Here is a 20,119-nt window from a genome sequence, read left to right on the forward strand (position 1 = left end):
GCCGAAACCAGGTTCTTCTTCAGGAAGGCTGTTCCAAGTCCGCATACGTTGTTGATCACCGGGATGCGCAGCATGGCAGCGGCAAGGGTACCGTATACATTGGGCTTGATGGTGTAGTGGAGGATAACATCGGGCCTTACTTTCCGGTAGACGGAGAACAGCTCCAGGATCAGCCCGGAGTCTTTGATGGGGTTGGCGCCGCGGCTATCCATCTTGATGGGATGATGAATGAATCCCGCTTCGGTCAGGTACCGGGTATAATTGTCCAGGGGCGCAATGGTATGGATCTCATGGCCCTGCGCCTGCAACTCACTCAACAGGTTCATCCGGAAATTATAGATATTCCAGGACGTGTTCAAAACAACTGCAATTTTCATAAGGTCTCCTCCTTAGATTGTCAGTTGTTCAAAAAGACAACCATTTCCAATAAATGGTCATTTTTATGGTATAAGCCGACAATAGCAGGCATAAAAGTATCCAAACGATTCTAATATTGGAAACCTTATCCCAATTTTGTACGTTACCTAAGCCACTTTTAAAGAATTCGTATCTTAGACGCACTGAATGCAGGATAATCAACACAAAGCAGTTCTCGTAGCATTGGGCAGCCCGCGGGGAGCCACAGAAACCCAGGAACACCTGGATGAGCTGGCGTTTCTGGCTGAAACCGCAGGTATTGTCACGGCTGGCCAGTTCGTTCAGAACCTGCCGCACCCTGATTCCCGGTCGTTTGTTGGTAAAGGCAAGCTGGAGGAGGTCAAGCAGTTTGTAGTGGCTAACAAGATCACCCATGTGATCTTCGATGAAGACCTGACCCCATCGCAGCTGCGCAACCTGGAACGCGAGTTCAACCCCAAAGAACAGGAAAACGCTGTGGTGAAGGTTTATGACCGGAGCTTGCTGATACTCGATATCTTTTTATGGCGGGCGCAAACAGCACAGGCGCGGACCCAGGTGGAGCTGGCCCGCAATCAGTATCTTTTACCCCGCCTTACCCGCATGTGGACTCACCTTGAACGGCAGCGCGGTGGAACAGGCACACGGGGTGGAGCCGGTGAACGCGAAATCGAGACTGACCGCCGCAACATCCGCCACCAGATCTCTATCCTGAAGGAAAAGCTCGAAAAAATAGAAAAACAGCGTGAAACGCAGCGAAAATCAAGGAGTAACGTTGTGCGGGTGGCGTTGGTGGGATACACCAACGTAGGTAAATCCACCCTCATGAACCTGCTCTCGAAGTCAGAGGTGCTGGCCGAAAATAAACTTTTTGCTACCGTGGATGCTACGGTGCGCAAGGTTTCGCTGAACGATATTCCCTTCCTGCTTTCCGATACGGTTGGTTTTATCCGCAAGCTGCCCCACCACCTTATCGAGTCGTTCAAGTCGACCCTTGACGAGGTGCGCGAAGCCGATGTGCTGCTGCACGTGGTGGATGTAGGCCATCCTTTTCACGACAACCAGATAGAAGTGGTGAACAAGACCTTGGCCGATATAGGCGCCAACCACATCCCTACCATCCTTGTACTCAACAAGATAGACCTGTATAAACAGCAGCATCCCGACGCCAACCTTGATGAAATGAAGGGATATTACCGGCAGCATGGATTTGAAAAGATCGTTTTTGTTTCGGCTACCGCGCGCGAGAATATAGACCAGCTGAAGAACATGCTTTTTGACGAGGTGAGAACAAAACACCTGATGATCTACCCGCACTACCTTCAGAACGGATATTCGTTGCCTTCTCCTGAGTGGGAAGAGAACTCTTCAATTGAATCATAAAAGTATTTTTTTAACTTTGCAGCCCTGCATCCTAACCCATTTTGGGAAAAGACGCATGGTCCCGTAGTTCAATGGATAGAATAGAAGTTTCCTAAACTTTTGATACAGGTTCGATTCCTGTCGGGACTACTTGCAAATTTTAACCCTTTGTAATCCAATTGATTGCAAAGGTTTTTTCTTTTTTTACGGACGTATTTGCGTACAGTTTTCCTGCCTTCCTGTCTTTTTCATTCTTCAATCTTTAATAGACCATTACAACTATGAAAATGACAAGAAGTCAATCCATTCAACGCAAACTTCCAGGCGCGTCTTCTCAGGAGTGAGCTTTATTTAAAACCTTTACAATTTCTAGCCAGGAAGCCCGGACATCCAAAACTTCTTTCCAGACCCAAAATTAATATTATGACAATTTTAAGACGCGGTTTTGAGTTGCTTAAAACGAGGCCATTATCTGATGCATTGAATATTGAAGCGCTCGAATCAGCGCATAGAATTAATGTTCCTTTAAAATATAAACTCTTTTCGCAACTTTTCTATCTCCAGTTAACCGACAAAGGCGACATGCTGGATGGAGGGAGGCTAATATCGAGAATTCTATACATGCCTGAGAAGAATCCAGTTGGAGATGAGATCTTTTTTGATGAATTGTTTCCACTGGACTTTAGCCTCACGACCTATCGGGAGAATGAATTTTGGGCTTCAAAAGGCTTAACACAAATCGGTGGCGGTCCACCGGATGGGGGAATTTTGCTGCGCGCGGAGGGAAAAGATCGTGATGCCATTTTCTATAACTATGGTCATAAGTATGTTAAGCTAGCCAATGATGTGTTTGATTTTTTCAGGGACGTTGTCGTTTATTATTCGGAAGATGATCATATTACGAAAAAGGTCAACACTGAAGATCTCTTCAAAAAATGGGGCGAGGATTTTTGGCGACTTGGAAATAGTAAAATTCACAGTCGTCATGAAAGGTACAATCAAGATTGGTCACAGAATGAATTGCTTTGATTCGATTGCGTCATATCGAATGTAGACTTCAGTATATGAAAAAGGCTCATACTTTTTTTACTATTCACGGCCCCTCACAACAGGCACCCATGCGCAGTGGCTGCTTGGTGTGAACGTTTCAGGCCAACCTTCTTGTAACGCCAATCTTAAAAACAACTCAATACGGATGTGGTTGATGGCGATTTTATTGTGAACACGATCATAATACATTAGCGATGAATTTTTACAGTCTTAAGTTAAAACTATGGGATGACTCGGAAATTGATCGTAAGTCAGAGAGCCCGCGCGTTTACCCTCAGGCTAATGGTGGGAAGATATTCAATGCGCGAGGTTTTCTAGGCATTAACGGTAAAATCCACATGACAGATTATGTTGACGAGACACCTGTGTTTGATTATTTTTATCTCTATAACTTAAGCAGTCAACGGGAAGACGACTGGATTTTACTGGATGCATACGCCTTCGCGGGACAGAACTACCCTCTTATACGAGGTTTTCTAATATCGGAAAAGTTCAGGCAGGTGCTTCTTAGTTGCAAGATTGCCGACCCTTCTCGGTTTTATAAATCTAAACTAATGTACAAGGGAGAGAAGATTGATTATTACATTTTTCATTTGGCTCAGGACGAATGGATGAATTTCCACTCTCATGAATCTGCTTTTTATTTTGACGACAAAAGAATAGATGTTCTCATCGACAGCAATGCAAGTTTAAAAAACCTAATAAGTGATGCTAAAAATCAGCAAAAAGACTTGTCTATGAACTTGGTACTGAAAGACTATGCAGATATTTTCTTTTTTTCACAGTTTAACTACGTGGTGTCTGAAATGTTGAAACAAAAGATGGAAAGTGAGGGGCTAAAAGGCATCTCATTTACATATCTCGAGAATGTAAATTTCCAGTTTAAATTCTCTGCGTAAAAGCAATTTTACTTTATGAGTTGGATAAATCCTGATAGTGGCAGTTTAATCAATACGGACGATGCTATTTCATTCGCCGAAAAAAACCATCTGGCGAGCGTTGGCAACTCGGATGGAGCATACTTCACTAATGGGAAGATTTTAATCCATCTTTACGAGGAGAAAAGCTACCTTCATGCGGACTATTATGATCTTAAAAATTCCCGGTGGCAACGAGAATTGCAAACGGAGATCGTCGAATTGGAAATTCCCAATATTGAGAAAAGAAGAGAGCTTGTCGCGAGTTTTGCCTCGCCCGGTGGCGTTCTGTCACGGAGTTCAATGCAACGATTTCGATTTATTCTTTACGCAATAGATAGATTTATGCAAGACTTTTTGTCGGGTGACTTCACACGTTATGAAAGTTTTTTCAAATCGCTAAAAGGGAAACAGAAAGAGCAAATTGAAAAAATTGCAGCAAATACACGGTATGCATAATTCATTTTCGCTGTGGATACGAGTTCACGCCATTGACTGACAGACCCTTTGGTACTAAGAACAAGCGAATAAACACATGACCCTCTCTTGTCGAAGCTTCGTTAATTTCCCGCGCATTCTTGTAACGAACCTTCTATAAAAAGGCCCATTACCCTGATCCCGGTCACCTTAGCGATTGCCCTCTCAACCGCCACAGCTCAGCATTACACCCTCGAAGGTGAAATGCATTGCTTGAACAACGTTGGAATTGTGTCTAAAGGGGGGACTGTCAGAGATGACGCCAACCGTGTCAATGGAAAATGTCTGCCGGGGCCGTATTTCATTTCGCTGAGTTTAATAATCACTCAAGCGTTGAGACATTGGGCACTCATTCCTTTAGCTCACCCGGGCGTCTGTATTTGTTTTCTATCAAATTCAACACTCTCTTCAGCTCCACGCACAGGTCATCAAAACTATTAGGCTTCGTCATGAAATGGTCCGCTCCCAGCATGAGGGTAACATTTTTGTCCTCTGCATCACCTGATGTTGTGTACATCACAACAGGTATCGATCTTGTTTTTTCCCGGCCTTTTAATGCGCGCAGACAATCAACCCCTGTCATTCGCGGCATATTATAATCGAGAAAGATCACATCCGGGTTTCGAGTATTTGTTTTTAGTATTCGGAGTGCCTCGTCTCCGTCCGTTGCAAAATTAAGTTCCACATGTGGATAACACTTTAAAATTGCTTCTTGAAAAATTTCTCGATCGTCCTGATCGTCATCGATCATAAAAATGATTCTGACCATGCTAATGCATTTAGTTTCAGCTTAATCTAAAGCTATTGGCCAGAATGGAATATCACGGGACGAATTGGCAACTCAAATGGACTATGGTGTTGCCACTAGGTAGAATAAGATTCGTTGAGGCATGTCAAATTTACAAAAAAGATCCGACAATTCTTACCGGGAGACGGCAAATCTTGGCGCGGTCAAATGCAACACTATTCAGCAACAGTCCATGTTGATAGTGCTTATTGAAAATTTCCTGACAGCGATGGATATAGAATGATGATGCTTGTTGGGGAAAACGAACGCGACAGCAATCCTGGAATTTTATCCATGGTGGAAGCGTAAGAGACTGTGTGCCTCCGTGCTTGAACCACTAGCAGCAGATCATCTTTTTGAATTTTTTCTTTGAGTGAAAACAAGTCCGTACGGTTTTCCAATTGCGAGTAACTAATTTGTCGCGGTTTATCTGCATATAATTGATTTAGTGACGCCAGTGTTTTAGAAGATGTGAAGATTTCTAGATCAGCGCCTGCAAACCCGGCAAATTGAACTATGGAATCCATCCACTTCTGGAATCCTTTTTCCCTCTCTGCATTGGACCAAGCAATACACCCGATAGGATAAGTCCTACGATGCCGGGTATTTTTATTTTCGAAAAGAGAATAGGACTTATTAAGATGACCAGAAGAACTACAGAAAAGACAAGTACCGGATCAGTTAAGGGGATCTTAAAGAAATGCATATCAGTTCATGTTTAATTATACTTTAATTACACGGCTTGGCAGCTATCGTGACTTTGACTGGCGCATGTCAATATATGGCTCACTCGGGACGCGTATTTTTCTCTGGCGTAGAAGGATCAATCTGTTTATTTTGATATTCTTCGAATTTGGGACTGACGCGATCTTGCTTCTCGAATAACAATGAAGACGTAAGAATAAAATCCGCTGTTGTACGGTTGCAGGCCATCGGGATATTCCAAACTGCTGCAATGCGGAGCAATGCCTTCACATCCGGGTCGTGAGGCATTGGCTCCAGCGGATCCCAGAAGAAAATCAAAATATCTATTTTCCCTTCCGCTATCAGGGCGCCAATTTGTTGATCGCCACCAAGCGGACCACTTTGCAGTTTCACGACCTTCTGCTTAAGTCTCTCTTCTACACTTTCGCCAGTTGTGCCTGTGGCGTATAATTCGAATTGAGCCATCTTTTTCTTGTTACTTGTTACCCATTCGAGAAGCTCTTCCTTCTTATTGTCATGGGCTATCAGTGCTATTTTCTTTTCCATAATGGTGATGTTTGCGTTAGATATCTGGCGGGCAGCCGCTCTTCTCTCAAGCCTGTGATATCGTAGTTGCTAATTGCATACCGATTTATGAATGTTATCAATTGAAAGAACAGTAGAATTTTGTTCCTCATCACGAGAAACTGCTTCCCCGAAAAAGGGGCCTTACTGTAAGGCATGATTTGAGATGACTTTGAGAATTCAATTAGTCATTCGGTAAGATTTTACCGACCGGACTTACAATCAATCACAATTAACATGGATGCTACTGAAATTCTTGGCCTAGCGGCAGGTGCGCTTACGACTTTCTCTTTGTTACCTCAGGTCATCAAAATATATAAAAGCAGTTCGGCTAAAGACCTCTCTCTAAAAACGTTTCTCTTATTATGGTCAGGCGCGTTGCTCTGGACTATCTATGGTACCATTGAAAAAGATATTCCCGTAATGGTAGCAAACGTATTGACATTGATACTGGCAAGTACCCTTTTGTTTTTTAAGTTTAGATATAGAAACCAATGAGGCAACAAACTAACGGGCAGGCTAACAAGGAACGGACTGGCTGGTGTTCATGACGATAAATATCTCAGCAAGGGATCAACGCCAGAAATTTTCCTCCCTCATCAAAGCGGGGATTGCTAATGCCTGCACTCGATAGTGCGGTCAAACGCTTTATTGCCGAACGGGAGCAAAAAAATGTTATGACATCTCTCTTATAAGAGTAAATGCCAACATAACTATTCTCTATACAAAGCCGGTTGTTTCAACGTGTATCAATTAGTTAAAAGATTGCCTGAATTCCAGCGGCGATAGTCTGGTTTTAATTTTGAACAGTTTGCTGAATGATTGTGAATGCTCGAATCCCAGTTCATACGCTATTTCGCTTACCGATAAGCTAGTGGTTGATAACATCTCTTTTGCCTTTTCAATAAGCTTATCGTGGATGTGCTGTTGTGCATTTTTGCCTGTAAGAACGCGCAGCAAATCACTGAGATAGCTGGGGGAGATGTTCAGTTGATCTGCAAGGTATTGAACGGTGGGTATCCCATGACTTGCCGATTTTTCACTGTCGAAATGTTGATTGAGGAGATCTTCGAGCTTTTGAAGCAGATCGTTGCTGGCTGCCTTTCGCGTAATGAACTGGCGTTTATAAAAACGGTTTGCGTAGTTCAGCAATAGCTCAAGCTGTGAAACAACAACGTCCTGGCTGAAATCATCGATCCTGCTGTTCAGCTCCGATTCAATCATCTCAAAAATTGAAATGATGATCTCCTTCTCCTCTTCAGAAAGATATAAGGCCTCATTAGCCGAATAGGAGAAGAATCCATATTGTTTGATTCTTTTGGCTAAAGAATGACCCAACAGAAAATCCGGGTGGATGAGCACCGTGTACAAGGAACATGTTCCAGTTACTTCTCCTCCCTCGTTATGATTGCCGATGACCTGGTTCGGGGCAGCGAACAACAAACCGCCTTCATCAAAATCATAGTAACCCTGGCCATATTTCAATTTGCCGGTCCGTTTCGGTTTGTATGAGATCTTATAAAAGTTCAGAACGTGCGAGCCAGAAGGACGCATGATCTGGGTTGGCGTTTTGGTGTTATTTATTAAACTGATCAGCGGATGCTTCGGCGCAGGCAGGCCAAGCGACCGATGCGCTTCTGATAATGAGGCGAATGTTAGGGGAGTATTCGCAGTTTGTTTCATATTCGGCGGTTGGGATAAGATAATTGATTTCGCAGGTTCCGAAATCAATTATCCAGTGTAAACCAATTTTAACTGTTGCCGGTTCCAGATCCGGCCTACCCCTGTGCGGCGTTAGAGGCTTCCTGCCACAACTCCCAGGTAGCTAATCGTTCGGCATAAGCTGCACGCACCCATAGTAAGCTTTGGTTTCCAAGGAAGAAACGAAGCGGTGGCTGGGCGGAATCCACTATCTTGAATATAGCAGCCGGTGTTGCTTTCGGATCGCCTCTCTCGAGCGTGCTTACGCCTTGCATAACCTGTGCTTTAAAATCACTGTAGATATCGAGGCCTTGTGCAAATTTCAGGGAACCCTGGCTTCCAAACTCGGTGGCGTAGGCGCCTGGTTCGACAATGGTCACGTTGATCCCGAACGGCTTAACTTCTGCAGCCAGACTTTCATGGATAGCCTCAAAAGCCCACTTGGAGGAGCAGTAGTAACCGATGACAGGCATGGTTACATGACCGAGACTGCTCGACACTCCGAGTATGTGTCCGCCACCCTGCGTTCTCAGCAGTGGCAACGCGGCCTTGATCACGGAAAGGGTACCAAATATATTGGTGTCATACAATGCCCGGACATCGTCAGCACTGGCTTCTTCAATCGTTCCCACCAATGAATAGCCCGCATTGTTCACGATCACATCGATCCTGCCGAAGTGCGCATGCGCTTGCTGCACGGCTTTCACTGCCTGCTCAGGTTGGGTCACGTCCAACTCCAGGGTTAGAACCTGTGAGCCATACTTTTCACTGAGGTCAGCGATGCTTGACAGGCTTCGCGCTGTAGCTGCAACTTTGTCGCCACGCTCAAGTGCCGCATTTGCCCAAATGCGCCCGAAGCCTCGTGAACTTCCGGTAATAAACCATACCTTATTTGCCTTCGCTGTAGTTGAGGCTGTTTGATTCGTTGATTTTTCATTCTGGTCTGTCGTCATGATCTTGATATTTATTGAGATCAAAGGTCATGCGTGATGAAAATCCTCCTGTAGTCTAATTGAGGGTTGTTGTATCCAAAATGAGTTTTATGGGCTTATCATTTCGGAGGAACAATGGGCATAGTCAGGCAATTCCGTCATCACACCCGTAAGATTATGATGATGAGCTTCTCCGAAAATAGGAATGACACTTTTGCCTCACGTTTAAACTTTTACGCGGATGCTGTTTGCCTGTGTTGCACTGTTGCATAGGCTACGCCGAAGTTGTCGTTCACTATATCAAGCTGCATTTCTTTCAAGGCTACCCGTATCAAAGCCATGTGATGGATGGCATGTTCGGTGTTGTAAAAAACTTCCCTGTGAAACCAGGTTTCCAGTGTATGCGTGCCCTGGCTTGTGGCTACCTGTAGCTGTAATTTTTTTTCTGGTTTATTAATGGATTGAAAGAGATCATTCAGCTGCTGCAGCGCAAAGCTTCTGCTGTTTTCCATTCGCTCATCCCTCTTACGTTTATCATAGTTCAACACACCTGTTTGGTAGGCGAGTATCAAACATTGCCCCAGCTCTATCACGTGCCTTACGTGTTGCCCGATGGTGGCGTGGTTCAACATGGACGACCTACAGGTGTACTGTTCGTCATTCAACCGGTAAAGCAGGTCTCGCAGACAGCACAATTGTTCTGTTAATGAATGTATCATAAGAAATATAGGCGTACTATTTGGGGAAAAGTTTGGCTTTTAAAACCGATAGCTGGTGCCTGTGCATGATCAGGAGTAGTATCGACGCAAGGAATATGACTGTAGCATAAGCGAATAACAAACCGCCGTCACCCTGTACTTCTATGCCGAGCACGAAGGCGTGCGTTGCTATCGCGCCTGCCATCATGCAGGTTGCCATCAATGCGCCCAGGGCTACCGTAGCCGGCAGCAGCAATAATACCGACGAGATCAGCTCTGCTACACCCGTTCCTATTCTGCCCCATGGTTCCGCTCCCACCTGGCTGAAGATAAACACTGACTCAGGCTGTGCGGTGAATTTGAAATATAAGGTTTGCAGCATGAGTATCGCTGCGATAAGCCTGAGTGCAATTGAAATGATTGAATTCATACGCATAAAAGATCATTGTATTACTTAAAAATAGTAGCCCAGTTTTTTTCGGCTTTTGCCTTCAGAGCAAGCTCGTCTTTGTTCCATTTAGGCAGTGTGTTGTTGAAAAGACTGTTATAAAACAGATACAGCTTGCCATTGACGATCTTAAAGGTTTCAGGATCGATTTCTACCTTCTCGCCGGTTGCTCCCATGGCATAGGCGCACCAGCCACCATACTGCGGTTCGTATTTTTGAGGCTCTTTTTCGAACAACGCTTTGTTGGCAGCAGAGGAAAAATAATAAACCACATTATTAGTACTGGCGGCAAACTCCTTCTTGCCTTTCACAGCTTCGCTTTTCGTGAAATACGCCACAGGATCATAACCCTGTATGGCAAGCCCTTCGTCAAGGTTGAAGTGTTTGCCGGGAAGCGAAGGTTGCGCCCAGGCACTGGTGGAAAATAATAGTAAGGCGATACACAGCTTGGTTTTCATTTTCGACTGGATTTTGATAGAAATAATTTGATTTCGGTGGACAAAGAGACAGGCGTAATGTTAAGATCTACCCGTCTGGTATCATTGTGAATTTTTCAGTGCTGGCCAGTATTGGTTGGCAAGGTTGATGTGTTTGGCGGTGTCACGGCGCCACAGTTGCATCACCTTCGTATTGTAGTTGAGGTACAACTTATCACCCGAGATCGTAAAGGCTTTTGGATCTGTAGGCGATTTATGATTTTCACTTGCACCATAGGCGCACCAGCCTCCGTATTGTGGTGCGTATTTTTCCGGATCTTTTTTAAAGAGGTCCAGGTGCGACTGCGAGCTGAAAAGCCATTGCGCATTGTTCCATTGATAGGAGAAGGCTTCACTGCCTTTCACCGCACTGTTCTGCATAAAATAGGCTACCGCATCATAGCCACTGATGGCTGTCCCTTGCTCACAGTAGTAGGGGGAAGTTTGTGCCTTCGCCAGGGAGGAGATCAGGAACAGCACTGCAATACCGATTGTCTTCTTCATAAGATGGATTACGATTGTTTCCCTCTTAGACGGGCAGTAATGGAGTCCTTACAAAATTTTTGAAAATTATTTTCTGTGCTGATCGATTTGCGCCTGCAGGTTATTTTTTACCTGGTCAGGCAGGGTATGGGTCGGATTTTCATGCTCCTGCCCGGTGATATTTGCCAGGAGGATGTCTATTTCTTTCGATTGCTTTATAAAGCGTCTGCAGGAATTGCAATAGAGGTTATGATAGAAGAGCTGCAGCTCCTCCCACAACGAGGCTGTGCCGTCATTTTTCTTCAAGCCAAGCAGCGTAGCTTTTTTGCAGTTGAAGACAACCTTCCTAAACAGATAGATACCCATTATCGCTCTTCCAAAAACCAGTTCTTTTCCAGGCAACTGCGCATCAGCACCTTGGCCCGGTGCACCATTACCCAATAGTTAGACGATGAGAGATCCAATTCCTTACAAATTTTCTCAGTATCTTCTTCGTCTATATATTTTGCCACAAAAGCCGGTATCAGCCTGGGTGGCATTTTATCGATGCAATACTGCAAGATCTTATAAAACTCTTTTCTCTTCATAGCCGCATCGGCGCTTTCGGCCCATGCCCGGGGAGCAGTATCCTGCCGCCAATGTCCGTAACTATCAACCGCTGAGTCGAAGAAAGCCGCGTGAAACGACGCCTCTGTATCAGCCAGGTAATCGCTGGCGTTTTTTAATACATCTTTCTTCCTATAAAAATCAATTACCTTGTTTCGAAGTATGGCTGTCAGCCAGGTCTTTTCCGAAGAAAGTCCATTGAAGGTGTCCTTCGCTTTGACGGCCGAAAGAAATGTTTCCTGTACCAGGTCTTGCGATGTTTCACGGCTGCCTGTCTTCATCATCGCCAGTGAATAAAGGTAGTCGCCATATAAGATGACCCATTTTTCGGGTTGTAGAGAAAATGCTTCCATGCAGGTAAGGGACTCGGGGATTGTTTCTCCTAACGATCAGAAATATAAATCATTTTCGAGATAGCATACAAAACAATCCGGCGAGCCTGATACGAGAGGCCAAACAGGATACTTTCTCTGTGTCATTTTATTTTTTCTTCCAGCCAGCCTTTTATATCGATATAATCCTGTGTTTGCCTGGAATCCGGTGGGCAAATATCAGCAAATGCTTTTTTGAAAATTGCCCGATATTCATCCGGATAAGCGTGGCTAAGCTTTGCAAACAAATTCAGCAACTTTTCACCGGCACCGATCGCTGCGTTTTTTTTCTTGAGAAACCTGCGGCAACTATCTACGGCATACCTGAGCACAATAATGTTGTTAAGCTCAAAATGTACGATAAGATTAAGAATGCGGGCGTAGGATTGAATATCCTCTCTTATACTGCCAAAGTTGGAGTTTATTATTTCATTTAACCAGCGCAGCGACTTTGTGTAATCCTTTTTCAGGAAGAATATATTCGCAAATTGATAGTAGAATAACAGGATATAGTCAGCGGGTATCGCCTTGCGTCGTTTTTCAATGAATTGCTGAATTTCATCCATCAACGCAATTCCCTTTTCCAGTTGCCTCGAATCGCGATACATTTCAAGCTCCACATTGAATGTTCTCAGCCAGAGACGCACGGTAAACCTGCTTTCATTTTTCAGCTTGTACTTCGATGGCACTTCACGGATCTTATAAATTAACGCCCCGATCTCATCCCATTTTTTACCTGAAAGAAGCAATCCTATCTTATTGCCGATGGCCGTCACAAAAGAGTGAGGATCTTCCCTGATGCGGTCGGGCTCCTTTTCCAGGAGCTTGATGAGTGCGGAAATGTGCTTTTCTGCTTTTTTAATGTCTCCCTTAATAAAATGGCGCGCATACAATATATGGTAGTGTAGTACCTGCGACTGAAGTGCATAAACATTGCTTTTTGTTTGGGCAAGCTCGTTTATGAAATTATCGTCATTAACAAGGTTGCCGATAGAAATGGTATGTTGCCAGTAAGTATTAAGCACTTTCATTTGTTCAATCGCTTCCTTCTCTTTTACCAGCAAAGCCTGAATGTCTTTTCGGCCACCCGTAACAGCAAGGGCCAGTTTTCTTTTCCAGAAGAAGACCTCGGTCAGCAGCGATAGCTTTTCGTATTTACTTGCGAGCGCTTCTGCTTTTTGTATTTTATAATAGCAGAGATCATAGAGCTCTTTGTCGAAGAGCAGCTCAATGTCTTTTAACAGGTCGAGGAGTTTGGAATGAACAGAAGCATCTGAATGATAATTTTTCAGCGCCTTGAGGATAAGCTCTGTCAGGTAGATCTTGGTAACGTGAAGCTGCGATAGGAATTTTTTTTCTTTGAATTTTTTCCGGATCTCCGCTTCATCATATTCTTCTTGCGCCTCGATCGCGTCAAACAGCTGGAGATAATTGGCATCCCTGCCGCTGATGCCTGCATAGATCCTCAGATACCGTTTTTCGCTCTTTGAAAGTGATTTAATGAGCAAAAACAGGTTGCCTTTTTTGACCATTGAATTTTACGTATTTATTGTAAAAACATCAAAATTTATGTCTAAGCTAATCATTCTGAATTTTAGAAGTCTACGTTTTTAAAAATTTTAAGATAGGATACCACGGTTCGTGCTGATACTTTTGTTCAGGCACAAGAAATCATTCACCTTAAAAATTACGATTATGGCTAACGTGATCACCTGGTTTGAAATACCAGCAAAAAATTTCGAGCGAGCCTGCACATTTTACAGCCAGGTATTGGGAGGAGACATACACAAAATGGATTCTCCGAGAGGTCTTAACTACGGTTTCCTTCCCGGCTTTGCGCAGAATGAGGTGGGAGGAGCAATAGTGCAAGGCGAAGGATATGAGCCTTCCGGCAAAGGAAGTGTAGTCTATCTGAATGGAGGAAAGGATCTAAGCATCGCCCTGGCGAAGGTAGAGAAAGCCGGCGGAAAAATTCTGATGCCGAAAACTTCCATCGGTGAGAACGGATTTATGGCTCATTTTACCGACACCGAAGGCAACCGGGTGGCGCTGCATTCGATGAGTTAAGATCTTGGCGGGGGAAGAAATTTCTCCCGCTTTTTTTCTGAGCAATGAACTTCTTATTTACTTTGATCTCTATGGCGTACGATGAGCATCTTGCCGCGCGTGTAAAGAAAGTCCTCAAAGAAAAACGCGTCCGCTTTGAAGAAAAGAAGATGATGGGAGGCCTTTGTTTTATGGTGGCGGATAAGATGTGCATGGGCGTTGAAAAAGACAAGCTCATGGCCCGTATCGATCCGGATATTTATGAGAAGGCATTAAAGAAAAAAGGCTGTCGCGAAATGGACTTCACCGGTCGCCCGATGAAGGGATATGTCTTTGTTGATCCGGCCGGTATTGACATGGACAAAGACCTTGAATACTGGATCCAGTTGTGTCTTGACTTCAACCCGAAGGCAAAATCAAGCAAGAAAAAATAAGTGAATGCAAATAGGACCCTTCAATTCTGAAAGGTCCTGTTGTTACTGGTAAAAGCTTATTTCCCTTTCTTGGGGACCTGGGATTATTTCGTAGTCGCCTCAATTTGTGCGATCTTTTTCCAGCAGATCCTTCAGGCGTTTAAGGTCTTTCCGGTTTGCGGTTTTCATGGCAAGCTCCATGATAGGTGTAATCCATTTTGCAAAGCCTGAAGGTGTTCCCCGGTTACGGAGCACCATGCGCGTTTGGCTGTCAGAGATCTTTTGCCAATGATAGGTAGTCTCCATCGGAAAGGGACCGTTGGCTGTGCGCATGACAAAGTTTTTATTAGGACTGAATTCCGTGACCTCGTACGTATACACCAGCTTTTTTCCGAGAAATGCAGCCATAAACTCCACTTGTGTGCCCACTACTAACGGTTTGGGTGTTTTCCACGCAACTGATTTTATATTCACATACCACTTTGTAGCATTGTCCGGGTCCGAAGCGAATGCTGCCACTGCTTCAACCGGACGGTTGATGATAATTTCAGTGGAAACGTCTACGGATCTCATGAATGTTGATTTTAGATTTACGATCTCAAATCACGTACCATCATCGTAGCTCCCTCCGCCAGTTCAGCTGCTCATTTGCCTTTGTTATTTATAGTTGCCAGGAAAGTCGCGAATCTGTCAAAAGTAGATCCCCAGCCGTTGTAGAATCCCATTTTTTCTTGTTGTATCTTATATTCTTCGGTGGGATGAATTACACTAAAAACAAAGTTGGTCCTGTTTCCATTTTTCTCAAACAGTGCGTGGATCTCAACTCCTTCTGTCATCGGGCGGAAGTTTGCGGAGGTGACGATCTTTTGAAATTTCACTATTTCCGAGTACTGCCCTTCGGAAATAAATTCTCCGCCGTTGGGCATCGGCATCACATACTTCCATTTACCGCCCACTTTGAAATTGTGTTCTACCACGGTTAGCGACATTCCTTTCGGTGCCCACCAGTGCGCTATGTGCTCAGGTTGTGTCCATGCTTCCCAAACCAATTCAATCGGTGCATCAAAGGTTTTCTTTAATGAAAGTGTCCGTTTTGCGAGATCATTTTCTGCCATGTTTTTTTCGTTTAGATTTTAACTGATACAAATACTTTTCGAAAGACTCTATTTTCTCTACCCAGAGATCCTCATACTTGCCTATCCAATCCGAGACCTGTTTAAGACGATCTGGCTGAATTTTACAGAAGCGCTCCCGGCCCACTTGCTCAATGTGAATGATCCCACATTCATTCAGAATTCTGATGTGGTTGGATACCGCGGGCCTGGTAATATCGAAATGCTCTGCAATAGCGTTCAGGTTCATAGACTGCTGTGCCAGCAAATCGATGATCTCTCTCCTGGTAGGATCGGCAATAGCCTGAAAAACGTCGCGTCTCGTTTCCATAAATAGGTAAACATATGTTTACACAAATTTAAATGTAAACACTTGTTTACGCAATATTTAATACAGGAATTTTCACAGATTTTAAAGAGATTGCGTTTTATGAGCGCACGACCTATAAAGCCGCTGGTGGATAAAAAATACAAGCTTGAGAAGTTTCCGGGTAAAGGAGGCTGGACCTTTGCCCGTATCCCGGAGGTATTGCAAGACAAACACAGTCCATTTGGATGGGTAAAGGTTCGCGTCATCATCGATGGCTTTGAGATCAAAAAGTATCGCTTAATGCCAATGGGAGATGGTAAGCTGTTTCTGCCTGTTCGTGCAGACATCCGTAAAAAAATCGGTAAGAAGGAAGGAGATGTAGTCCATGTAGTTCTTTACCCGGACAACGAGCCACTGGAAGTGCCGGAAGAAATGATGTTGTGCTTAAGGGATGAACCAGCCGCGTTAAAGTTTTTTACTTCGCTTTCAGAAGACGAAATGTCATCATATATCAAATGGGTTTATGCTGCCAAAAGCGAAAAGGCAAAAGTTGACAGGCTGGCCACCACAATAAACCGGTTGGTGGACAGAAAGAAGTTTAACGAGAAGCTAAAACCTTAAACAGCCCTGGAGGGGAGTTTAGCGAGCAACATCTCACTAAGCCTGGCAGCTTGCTGCGCAAATAAAAAAGCCACCGCTGCTGCGATGGCTTTTCCGGACGTATCATTACGCGATTTTGATGGGTTTTCTGGTTTGAACGTTTAGTTCAAACTGTGCAGAACGCCAATACTGCTTGATGAATACAATTTAGCTTACAACCTCCCAGGTTGTTTTTGTATTGGCAACTACCTGAATAGACCCATTCGAGCTTATTTGCACATTTTTCAGCGTATACAGCCCCGATTTGTAACCTGAAGGAACGGTGAGTCCTTCTACTACAACGTTGGCAGGAATTTCTCCTCCATCACCCGGTGTTGTGGTTTCAAGCACGTCGAGTGTTTGCATCGGGCAGAAGTACAAAGCCATCTTGCCGTGAACTGCTTCCAATCGAACAGGTGAAATGCTTGCTGTAACAGTTTCTCCATGTGATAGTTTTTTCTCTGCCATTTTCTCTCTTAAAACATGAGGCTGCGCCGAAGATGTAGTGAACACCTCCGTAGATGTAGATGCTTCCGTTTTTTCCGAACCGCCACCTTTGGAGCTAAAGAAGTTAGCGAAAAGGTGAAATCTTTCTCTGTTCATGACCCATAAATTTTTTAACATTTTTTAAATAACCGACACGCTCAAAAACAATTCCGCCCAAAACCTGTTGGCAAGTTTTGGACAGCCCGAATGGACCACACTTTGATAAAAAACAACTGGGATTTCAGGAAGGTTTTCTCAAAACTTATGCCATGCACCCAGATAATGCCGGTATTCGACAAGTGGCACTTTTTAACCTTCGAACGCATTGAATCACTCAAAGTGTCGAACGAAAAATTTTAAAACAGACATCAAAACGATGCATGAGATTTTAGAAGTCATTACAAATGTTGTTTATACTTTGATAAGTGTCTTCATTTTGCTTTGCGTCTATCCAGCGCGAAAGTGAGAGATCAGATTGCATTCAGGCCTTTGTTTCCACAATGAAAATCAGTTTCGTAACTTTTGTCTGTAACAGGAGTATTTACTGGTTTACTGAAACAGCCATTTTAAACGTCGGAACTTATGTACAAAAGCTACCTTAAAATTGCCTGGAGAAATCTTCTCAAGAACAAGGTTTACTCCTTTATCAACGTCGGGGGTCTGGCTGTGGGAATGGCCGTGACAACATTGATCGCCTTGTGGGTTTATGACGAGCTGGCCTACGATCAATATCATCAAAACTACTCACGCATTGCGCAGGTGATGCAGCATCAGACCATTAATGGGGAAATCGGAACGCAGGAAGCCAACCCGGCGCAGATGGCGGAAGAGATCCGCAGCCTCTATGGAAATGATTTTACCTATGTGTTGCAAGCGTCGTGGAATTATAACCACACACTGACCTACGGTAATGCAATGTTCCTGAAACCTGGAAGTTATTTCGAGCCGGAGGTTACTGAAATGCTGACCCTGAAAATGATCCATGGCACGCGGGGCGGATTGAAAGACATGAACTCCATTCTTCTTTCGGAATCGGTTGCCGCAACCTATTTCGGTACCGATGATCCTATCGGGAAAATGATGCGGATCGACAACGAAGTGGATGTAAAAGTAACCGGCGTTTACGAAGACCTGCCTCACAATACCACTTTCTCTGAAATGAAGTTTATTCTCCCATGGTCATTGTACCTGAACCAGAACAAGTGGGTGCGGGAGATGAGCGATCCCTGGGGAAGCAACTACACCCGAACATTCGCGCAGATTGCGGAACATGCAGACATAGAACAGCTCTCAGCCAAGATCAGGGATGTGAAGATCAACAAGGTTTCTGAAGCCGAGAAGCGGTATAAGGCGGTTGTGTTCCTTCATCCCATGCGCAAATGGCATTTGTATTCTGATTTTAAAGACGGCGTGAACGCAGGCGGTCGCATCGACAACGTCTGGTTGTTCGGTACCATCGGATGTTTTGTGCTGATCCTCGCCTGCATCAACTTCATGAACCTGAGCACCGCCCGCTCCGAAAAAAGAGCCAAAGAGGTAGGCATTCGGAAAACCATCGGCTCTATTCGTCGCCAACTGATCGCGCAGTTCTTCAGCGAATCAGTGCTCATTGCTGCGCTTGCCTTTCTGCTCTCTGTCGGGCTGGTGCTTCTGATCATACCGTACTTTAATTCGGTAGCGGATAAAGAAATAACATTGCCCTGGAACGATCTCCGGTTCTGGCTCACGGGTATTGGGTTCAGCCTGGTAACAGGAATGATCGCGGGTTGTTATCCTGCTTTGTTCCTGTCGTCGTTCCAGCCGGTGAAAGCCCTGAAGGGAACGTTTCATGTCGGCGCTCATGCTTCGCTGCCCCGCAAGGTGCTGGTGGTGCTGCAGTTCACCATTTCCACCACGCTCATTATCGGCACCATCGTGGTTTACAAACAAATTCATCACGCACAGAACAGGCCCATCGGTTACAGCAAGGACGGCCTGATCAGCATCGGTGTTTCGGATGAAGTGCACCGGCATTTCGAAGCGGTGCGGTCGGAGTTGATCAATGCAGGCGCCATCGTAGAAATGGCCGAGGCGGGAAGCCCGACAACCGATGTGTGGAACACCAATGGTGGTTTTGACTGGGAAGGTAAGGACCCGGGCCTCGGTGTCGATTTTCCGAATAATGCCGTGAGCTACGATTATGGCAAGACCATCGGCTGGCAGCTCGCCGAAGGCCGCGACTTTTCACGCGATCATGCTTCTGATTCTTCAGCTTTTATCCTGAATGAGTCGGCGGTGAAGTTCATAGGGTTGAAAGATCCGATCGGTAAAATCATTCGCTGGGAGGGACAACCCTACACGGTTATTGGTGTGGTGAAAGACCTGCTGGTGCAATCGCCGTATGCGCCGGTGATGCCTTCGCTGTGGCATCTTTCGCCCCGGCAGGAAAATGTGTTTTTGCTGAGGATCAATCCCACGGCGAACGTGCACGATGCGCTTACCACGATCGAGCAATTGTTCAGGAAGACCAATCCCGCATCGCCATTCGAAGCAACCTTTATCGATGCGGAGTATGCCCGGAAATTCGGAAATGAAAAACGCATCGGCGAGCTGTCTACCTTCTTTGCGACCCTGGCTGTTTTTATCTCCTGCCTCGGACTGTTCGGGCTGGCTTCTTTTGTGGCGGAGCAGCGGACCAAAGAGATCGGCATCAGAAAGGTTCTCGGTGCATCGGTGGCCAACCTGTGGAGAATGTTATCGCAGGACTTCGTCGTACTGGTCATGATCTCCAGCGTGATGGCCATACCCATCGCATATTATCTTGTGGATCGCTGGCTGCAACAGTATGAGTACCGGACGGAGCCCTCGTGGTGGGTGTTCATGTTATCGGTGCTGGGCGCTGTTGTGATCACGCTGCTCACGGTCAGCTACCAGGCCATCAGAGCCTCGCTTATGAACCCGGTGAAAAGTTTGAGAACGGAATGAAATGCAAAAAAATGCAGTTCACGCAAAGGGCGCCAAGAAGCGCAAAGGCCGCAAAGATTTTAGTGTAAAGGCCTCTAGTGGTGTTGAACCGGTATCCTGAGCGTGGAATGGGGAGTTGGGTTTGTGCGAGCGAAGGATCCAGTGATCGCTGGCTGCGTACTTAATGACGGTGACGG

General features: G+C 45.0%; 26 protein-coding genes and 1 tRNA gene. 10 read left to right on the forward strand and 17 right to left on the reverse strand.

Translation table 11 applies throughout. The annotated features are described in order from the left end of the window. On the reverse strand, nucleotides 1-377 hold a 377-nt coding region (locus KK083_RS26345; RefSeq protein ID WP_317195249.1), incomplete at its 3' end, for a glycosyltransferase. A 187-nt stretch (nucleotides 378-564) separates the two neighbouring features. On the opposite strand from KK083_RS26345, the gene hflX reads away from it, so the two are divergent. The 5 genes from hflX to KK083_RS26370 all read left to right on the forward strand — a co-directional run bounded on the left by hflX (nucleotide 565) and on the right by KK083_RS26370 (nucleotide 4,184). After that, complete coding sequence (gene hflX, locus KK083_RS26350; protein ID WP_254169069.1) at nucleotides 565-1,779, forward strand: GTPase HflX; 1,215 nt, start codon at nucleotides 565-567, stop codon at nucleotides 1,777-1,779. Nucleotides 1,780-1,836: 57 nt separating this feature from the next. Continuing rightward, nucleotides 1,837-1,908: transfer RNA gene (locus tag KK083_RS26355), tRNA-Arg, on the forward strand. 273 nt (nucleotides 1,909-2,181) lie between these two features. Then, complete coding sequence (locus tag KK083_RS26360) at nucleotides 2,182-2,787, forward strand: hypothetical protein (protein WP_254169071.1); 606 nt, start codon at nucleotides 2,182-2,184, stop codon at nucleotides 2,785-2,787. Between the two features lie 215 nt (nucleotides 2,788-3,002). Next, nucleotides 3,003-3,707 (forward strand): hypothetical protein, encoded by a 705-nt coding sequence (locus KK083_RS26365; RefSeq protein WP_254169073.1) that lies wholly within the window; start codon nucleotides 3,003-3,005, stop codon nucleotides 3,705-3,707. Nucleotides 3,708-3,722: 15 nt separating this feature from the next. Further along, a complete protein-coding gene (locus KK083_RS26370) occupies nucleotides 3,723-4,184 on the forward strand; it encodes a hypothetical protein (protein WP_254169075.1) in 462 nt (153 codons plus the stop codon). 367 nt (nucleotides 4,185-4,551) lie between these two features. On the opposite strand, the gene KK083_RS26375 is transcribed toward KK083_RS26370, so the two are convergent. The 3 genes from KK083_RS26375 to KK083_RS26385 all read right to left on the reverse strand — a co-directional run bounded on the left by KK083_RS26375 (nucleotide 4,552) and on the right by KK083_RS26385 (nucleotide 6,240). Continuing rightward, nucleotides 4,552-4,971 carry a response regulator gene (locus KK083_RS26375; protein WP_254169077.1) on the reverse strand — a complete coding sequence of 140 codons (420 nt, stop codon included), beginning with the start codon at nucleotides 4,969-4,971 and terminating at the stop codon, nucleotides 4,552-4,554. Nucleotides 4,972-5,195: 224 nt separating this feature from the next. Then, nucleotides 5,196-5,516, reverse strand: coding sequence for a hypothetical protein (locus KK083_RS26380; protein ID WP_254169079.1), 321 nt, complete (start codon nucleotides 5,514-5,516; stop codon nucleotides 5,196-5,198). A gap of 259 nt (nucleotides 5,517-5,775) precedes the next feature. Further along, nucleotides 5,776-6,240: a methylglyoxal synthase gene (locus KK083_RS26385; protein ID WP_254169081.1), complete on the reverse strand. Its 465-nt coding sequence runs from the start codon at nucleotides 6,238-6,240 to the stop codon at nucleotides 5,776-5,778. Between the two features lie 255 nt (nucleotides 6,241-6,495). Here KK083_RS26385 and KK083_RS26390 point away from each other — a divergent pair, with 255 nt between their 5' ends. After that, nucleotides 6,496-6,756: a SemiSWEET family sugar transporter gene (locus tag KK083_RS26390; protein ID WP_254169083.1), complete on the forward strand. Its 261-nt coding sequence runs from the start codon at nucleotides 6,496-6,498 to the stop codon at nucleotides 6,754-6,756. A gap of 255 nt (nucleotides 6,757-7,011) precedes the next feature. Here the strand turns inward: KK083_RS26390 and KK083_RS26395 are convergent, their stop codons facing one another. The 9 genes from KK083_RS26395 to KK083_RS26435 form a co-directional block, all read right to left on the reverse strand. After that, complete coding sequence (locus KK083_RS26395; protein ID WP_254169085.1) at nucleotides 7,012-7,941, reverse strand: helix-turn-helix domain-containing protein; 930 nt, start codon at nucleotides 7,939-7,941, stop codon at nucleotides 7,012-7,014. Between the two features lie 95 nt (nucleotides 7,942-8,036). Then, a complete protein-coding gene (locus KK083_RS26400) occupies nucleotides 8,037-8,912 on the reverse strand; it encodes an SDR family NAD(P)-dependent oxidoreductase (protein WP_254169087.1) in 876 nt (291 codons plus the stop codon). 212 nt (nucleotides 8,913-9,124) lie between these two features. Further along, nucleotides 9,125-9,610: a DinB family protein gene (locus KK083_RS26405; protein ID WP_254169089.1), complete on the reverse strand. Its 486-nt coding sequence runs from the start codon at nucleotides 9,608-9,610 to the stop codon at nucleotides 9,125-9,127. A gap of 16 nt (nucleotides 9,611-9,626) precedes the next feature. After that, a complete protein-coding gene (locus KK083_RS26410; RefSeq protein ID WP_317195250.1) occupies nucleotides 9,627-10,019 on the reverse strand; it encodes a DoxX family protein in 393 nt (130 codons plus the stop codon). Nucleotides 10,020-10,039: 20 nt separating this feature from the next. Then, nucleotides 10,040-10,495 carry a YHS domain-containing (seleno)protein gene (locus tag KK083_RS26415; RefSeq protein ID WP_254169093.1) on the reverse strand — a complete coding sequence of 152 codons (456 nt, stop codon included), beginning with the start codon at nucleotides 10,493-10,495 and terminating at the stop codon, nucleotides 10,040-10,042. An 81-nt stretch (nucleotides 10,496-10,576) separates the two neighbouring features. Continuing rightward, nucleotides 10,577-11,017: a YHS domain-containing (seleno)protein gene (locus tag KK083_RS26420; RefSeq protein WP_254169095.1), complete on the reverse strand. Its 441-nt coding sequence runs from the start codon at nucleotides 11,015-11,017 to the stop codon at nucleotides 10,577-10,579. 66 nt (nucleotides 11,018-11,083) lie between these two features. Continuing rightward, nucleotides 11,084-11,302: a hypothetical protein gene (locus KK083_RS26425; protein ID WP_254169097.1), complete on the reverse strand. Its 219-nt coding sequence runs from the start codon at nucleotides 11,300-11,302 to the stop codon at nucleotides 11,084-11,086. A 59-nt stretch (nucleotides 11,303-11,361) separates the two neighbouring features. Continuing rightward, nucleotides 11,362-11,955, reverse strand: coding sequence for a sigma-70 family RNA polymerase sigma factor (locus tag KK083_RS26430; protein ID WP_254169099.1), 594 nt, complete (start codon nucleotides 11,953-11,955; stop codon nucleotides 11,362-11,364). A gap of 122 nt (nucleotides 11,956-12,077) precedes the next feature. Beyond that, nucleotides 12,078-13,505, reverse strand: coding sequence for a hypothetical protein (locus KK083_RS26435; protein WP_254169101.1), 1,428 nt, complete (start codon nucleotides 13,503-13,505; stop codon nucleotides 12,078-12,080). A gap of 163 nt (nucleotides 13,506-13,668) precedes the next feature. Between KK083_RS26435 and KK083_RS26440 the strand changes: the two genes are divergently transcribed. Both KK083_RS26440 and KK083_RS26445 read left to right on the forward strand, forming a co-directional pair. After that, nucleotides 13,669-14,040 (forward strand): VOC family protein, encoded by a 372-nt coding sequence (locus KK083_RS26440; protein ID WP_254169103.1) that lies wholly within the window; start codon nucleotides 13,669-13,671, stop codon nucleotides 14,038-14,040. Between the two features lie 71 nt (nucleotides 14,041-14,111). Beyond that, a complete protein-coding gene (locus KK083_RS26445) occupies nucleotides 14,112-14,453 on the forward strand; it encodes a TfoX/Sxy family protein (protein ID WP_254169105.1) in 342 nt (113 codons plus the stop codon). A gap of 99 nt (nucleotides 14,454-14,552) precedes the next feature. Here the strand turns inward: KK083_RS26445 and KK083_RS26450 are convergent, their stop codons facing one another. The 3 genes from KK083_RS26450 to KK083_RS26460 form a co-directional block, all read right to left on the reverse strand. Then, a complete protein-coding gene (locus KK083_RS26450) occupies nucleotides 14,553-15,005 on the reverse strand; it encodes an SRPBCC family protein (RefSeq protein ID WP_254169106.1) in 453 nt (150 codons plus the stop codon). A 71-nt stretch (nucleotides 15,006-15,076) separates the two neighbouring features. Next, on the reverse strand, nucleotides 15,077-15,547 hold the full coding sequence (locus KK083_RS26455; protein ID WP_254169107.1) for an SRPBCC domain-containing protein: 471 nt from the start codon (nucleotides 15,545-15,547) through the stop codon (nucleotides 15,077-15,079). Next, a complete protein-coding gene (locus tag KK083_RS26460) occupies nucleotides 15,534-15,875 on the reverse strand; it encodes an ArsR/SmtB family transcription factor (RefSeq protein WP_254169108.1) in 342 nt (113 codons plus the stop codon). The genes KK083_RS26455 and KK083_RS26460 overlap by 14 nt, the downstream gene beginning before the upstream one ends. A 99-nt stretch (nucleotides 15,876-15,974) precedes the next feature. Here KK083_RS26460 and KK083_RS26465 point away from each other — a divergent pair, with 99 nt between their 5' ends. Further along, nucleotides 15,975-16,475 carry a YdeI/OmpD-associated family protein gene (locus KK083_RS26465; RefSeq protein WP_254169109.1) on the forward strand — a complete coding sequence of 167 codons (501 nt, stop codon included), beginning with the start codon at nucleotides 15,975-15,977 and terminating at the stop codon, nucleotides 16,473-16,475. A gap of 186 nt (nucleotides 16,476-16,661) precedes the next feature. Here KK083_RS26465 and KK083_RS26470 read toward each other — a convergent pair whose 3' ends face one another. Further along, on the reverse strand, nucleotides 16,662-17,096 hold the full coding sequence (locus KK083_RS26470) for a hypothetical protein (protein WP_254169110.1): 435 nt from the start codon (nucleotides 17,094-17,096) through the stop codon (nucleotides 16,662-16,664). A 465-nt stretch (nucleotides 17,097-17,561) separates the two neighbouring features. Here KK083_RS26470 and KK083_RS26475 point away from each other — a divergent pair, with 465 nt between their 5' ends. Further along, complete coding sequence (locus KK083_RS26475; protein WP_254169111.1) at nucleotides 17,562-19,943, forward strand: ABC transporter permease; 2,382 nt, start codon at nucleotides 17,562-17,564, stop codon at nucleotides 19,941-19,943. Nucleotides 19,944-20,119: the final 176 nt, after the last annotated feature.

Source organism: Chryseosolibacter histidinae (assembly GCF_018598225.1).
GTDB classification, from domain to species: domain Bacteria; phylum Bacteroidota; class Bacteroidia; order Cytophagales; family Cyclobacteriaceae; genus Chryseosolibacter; species Chryseosolibacter histidini.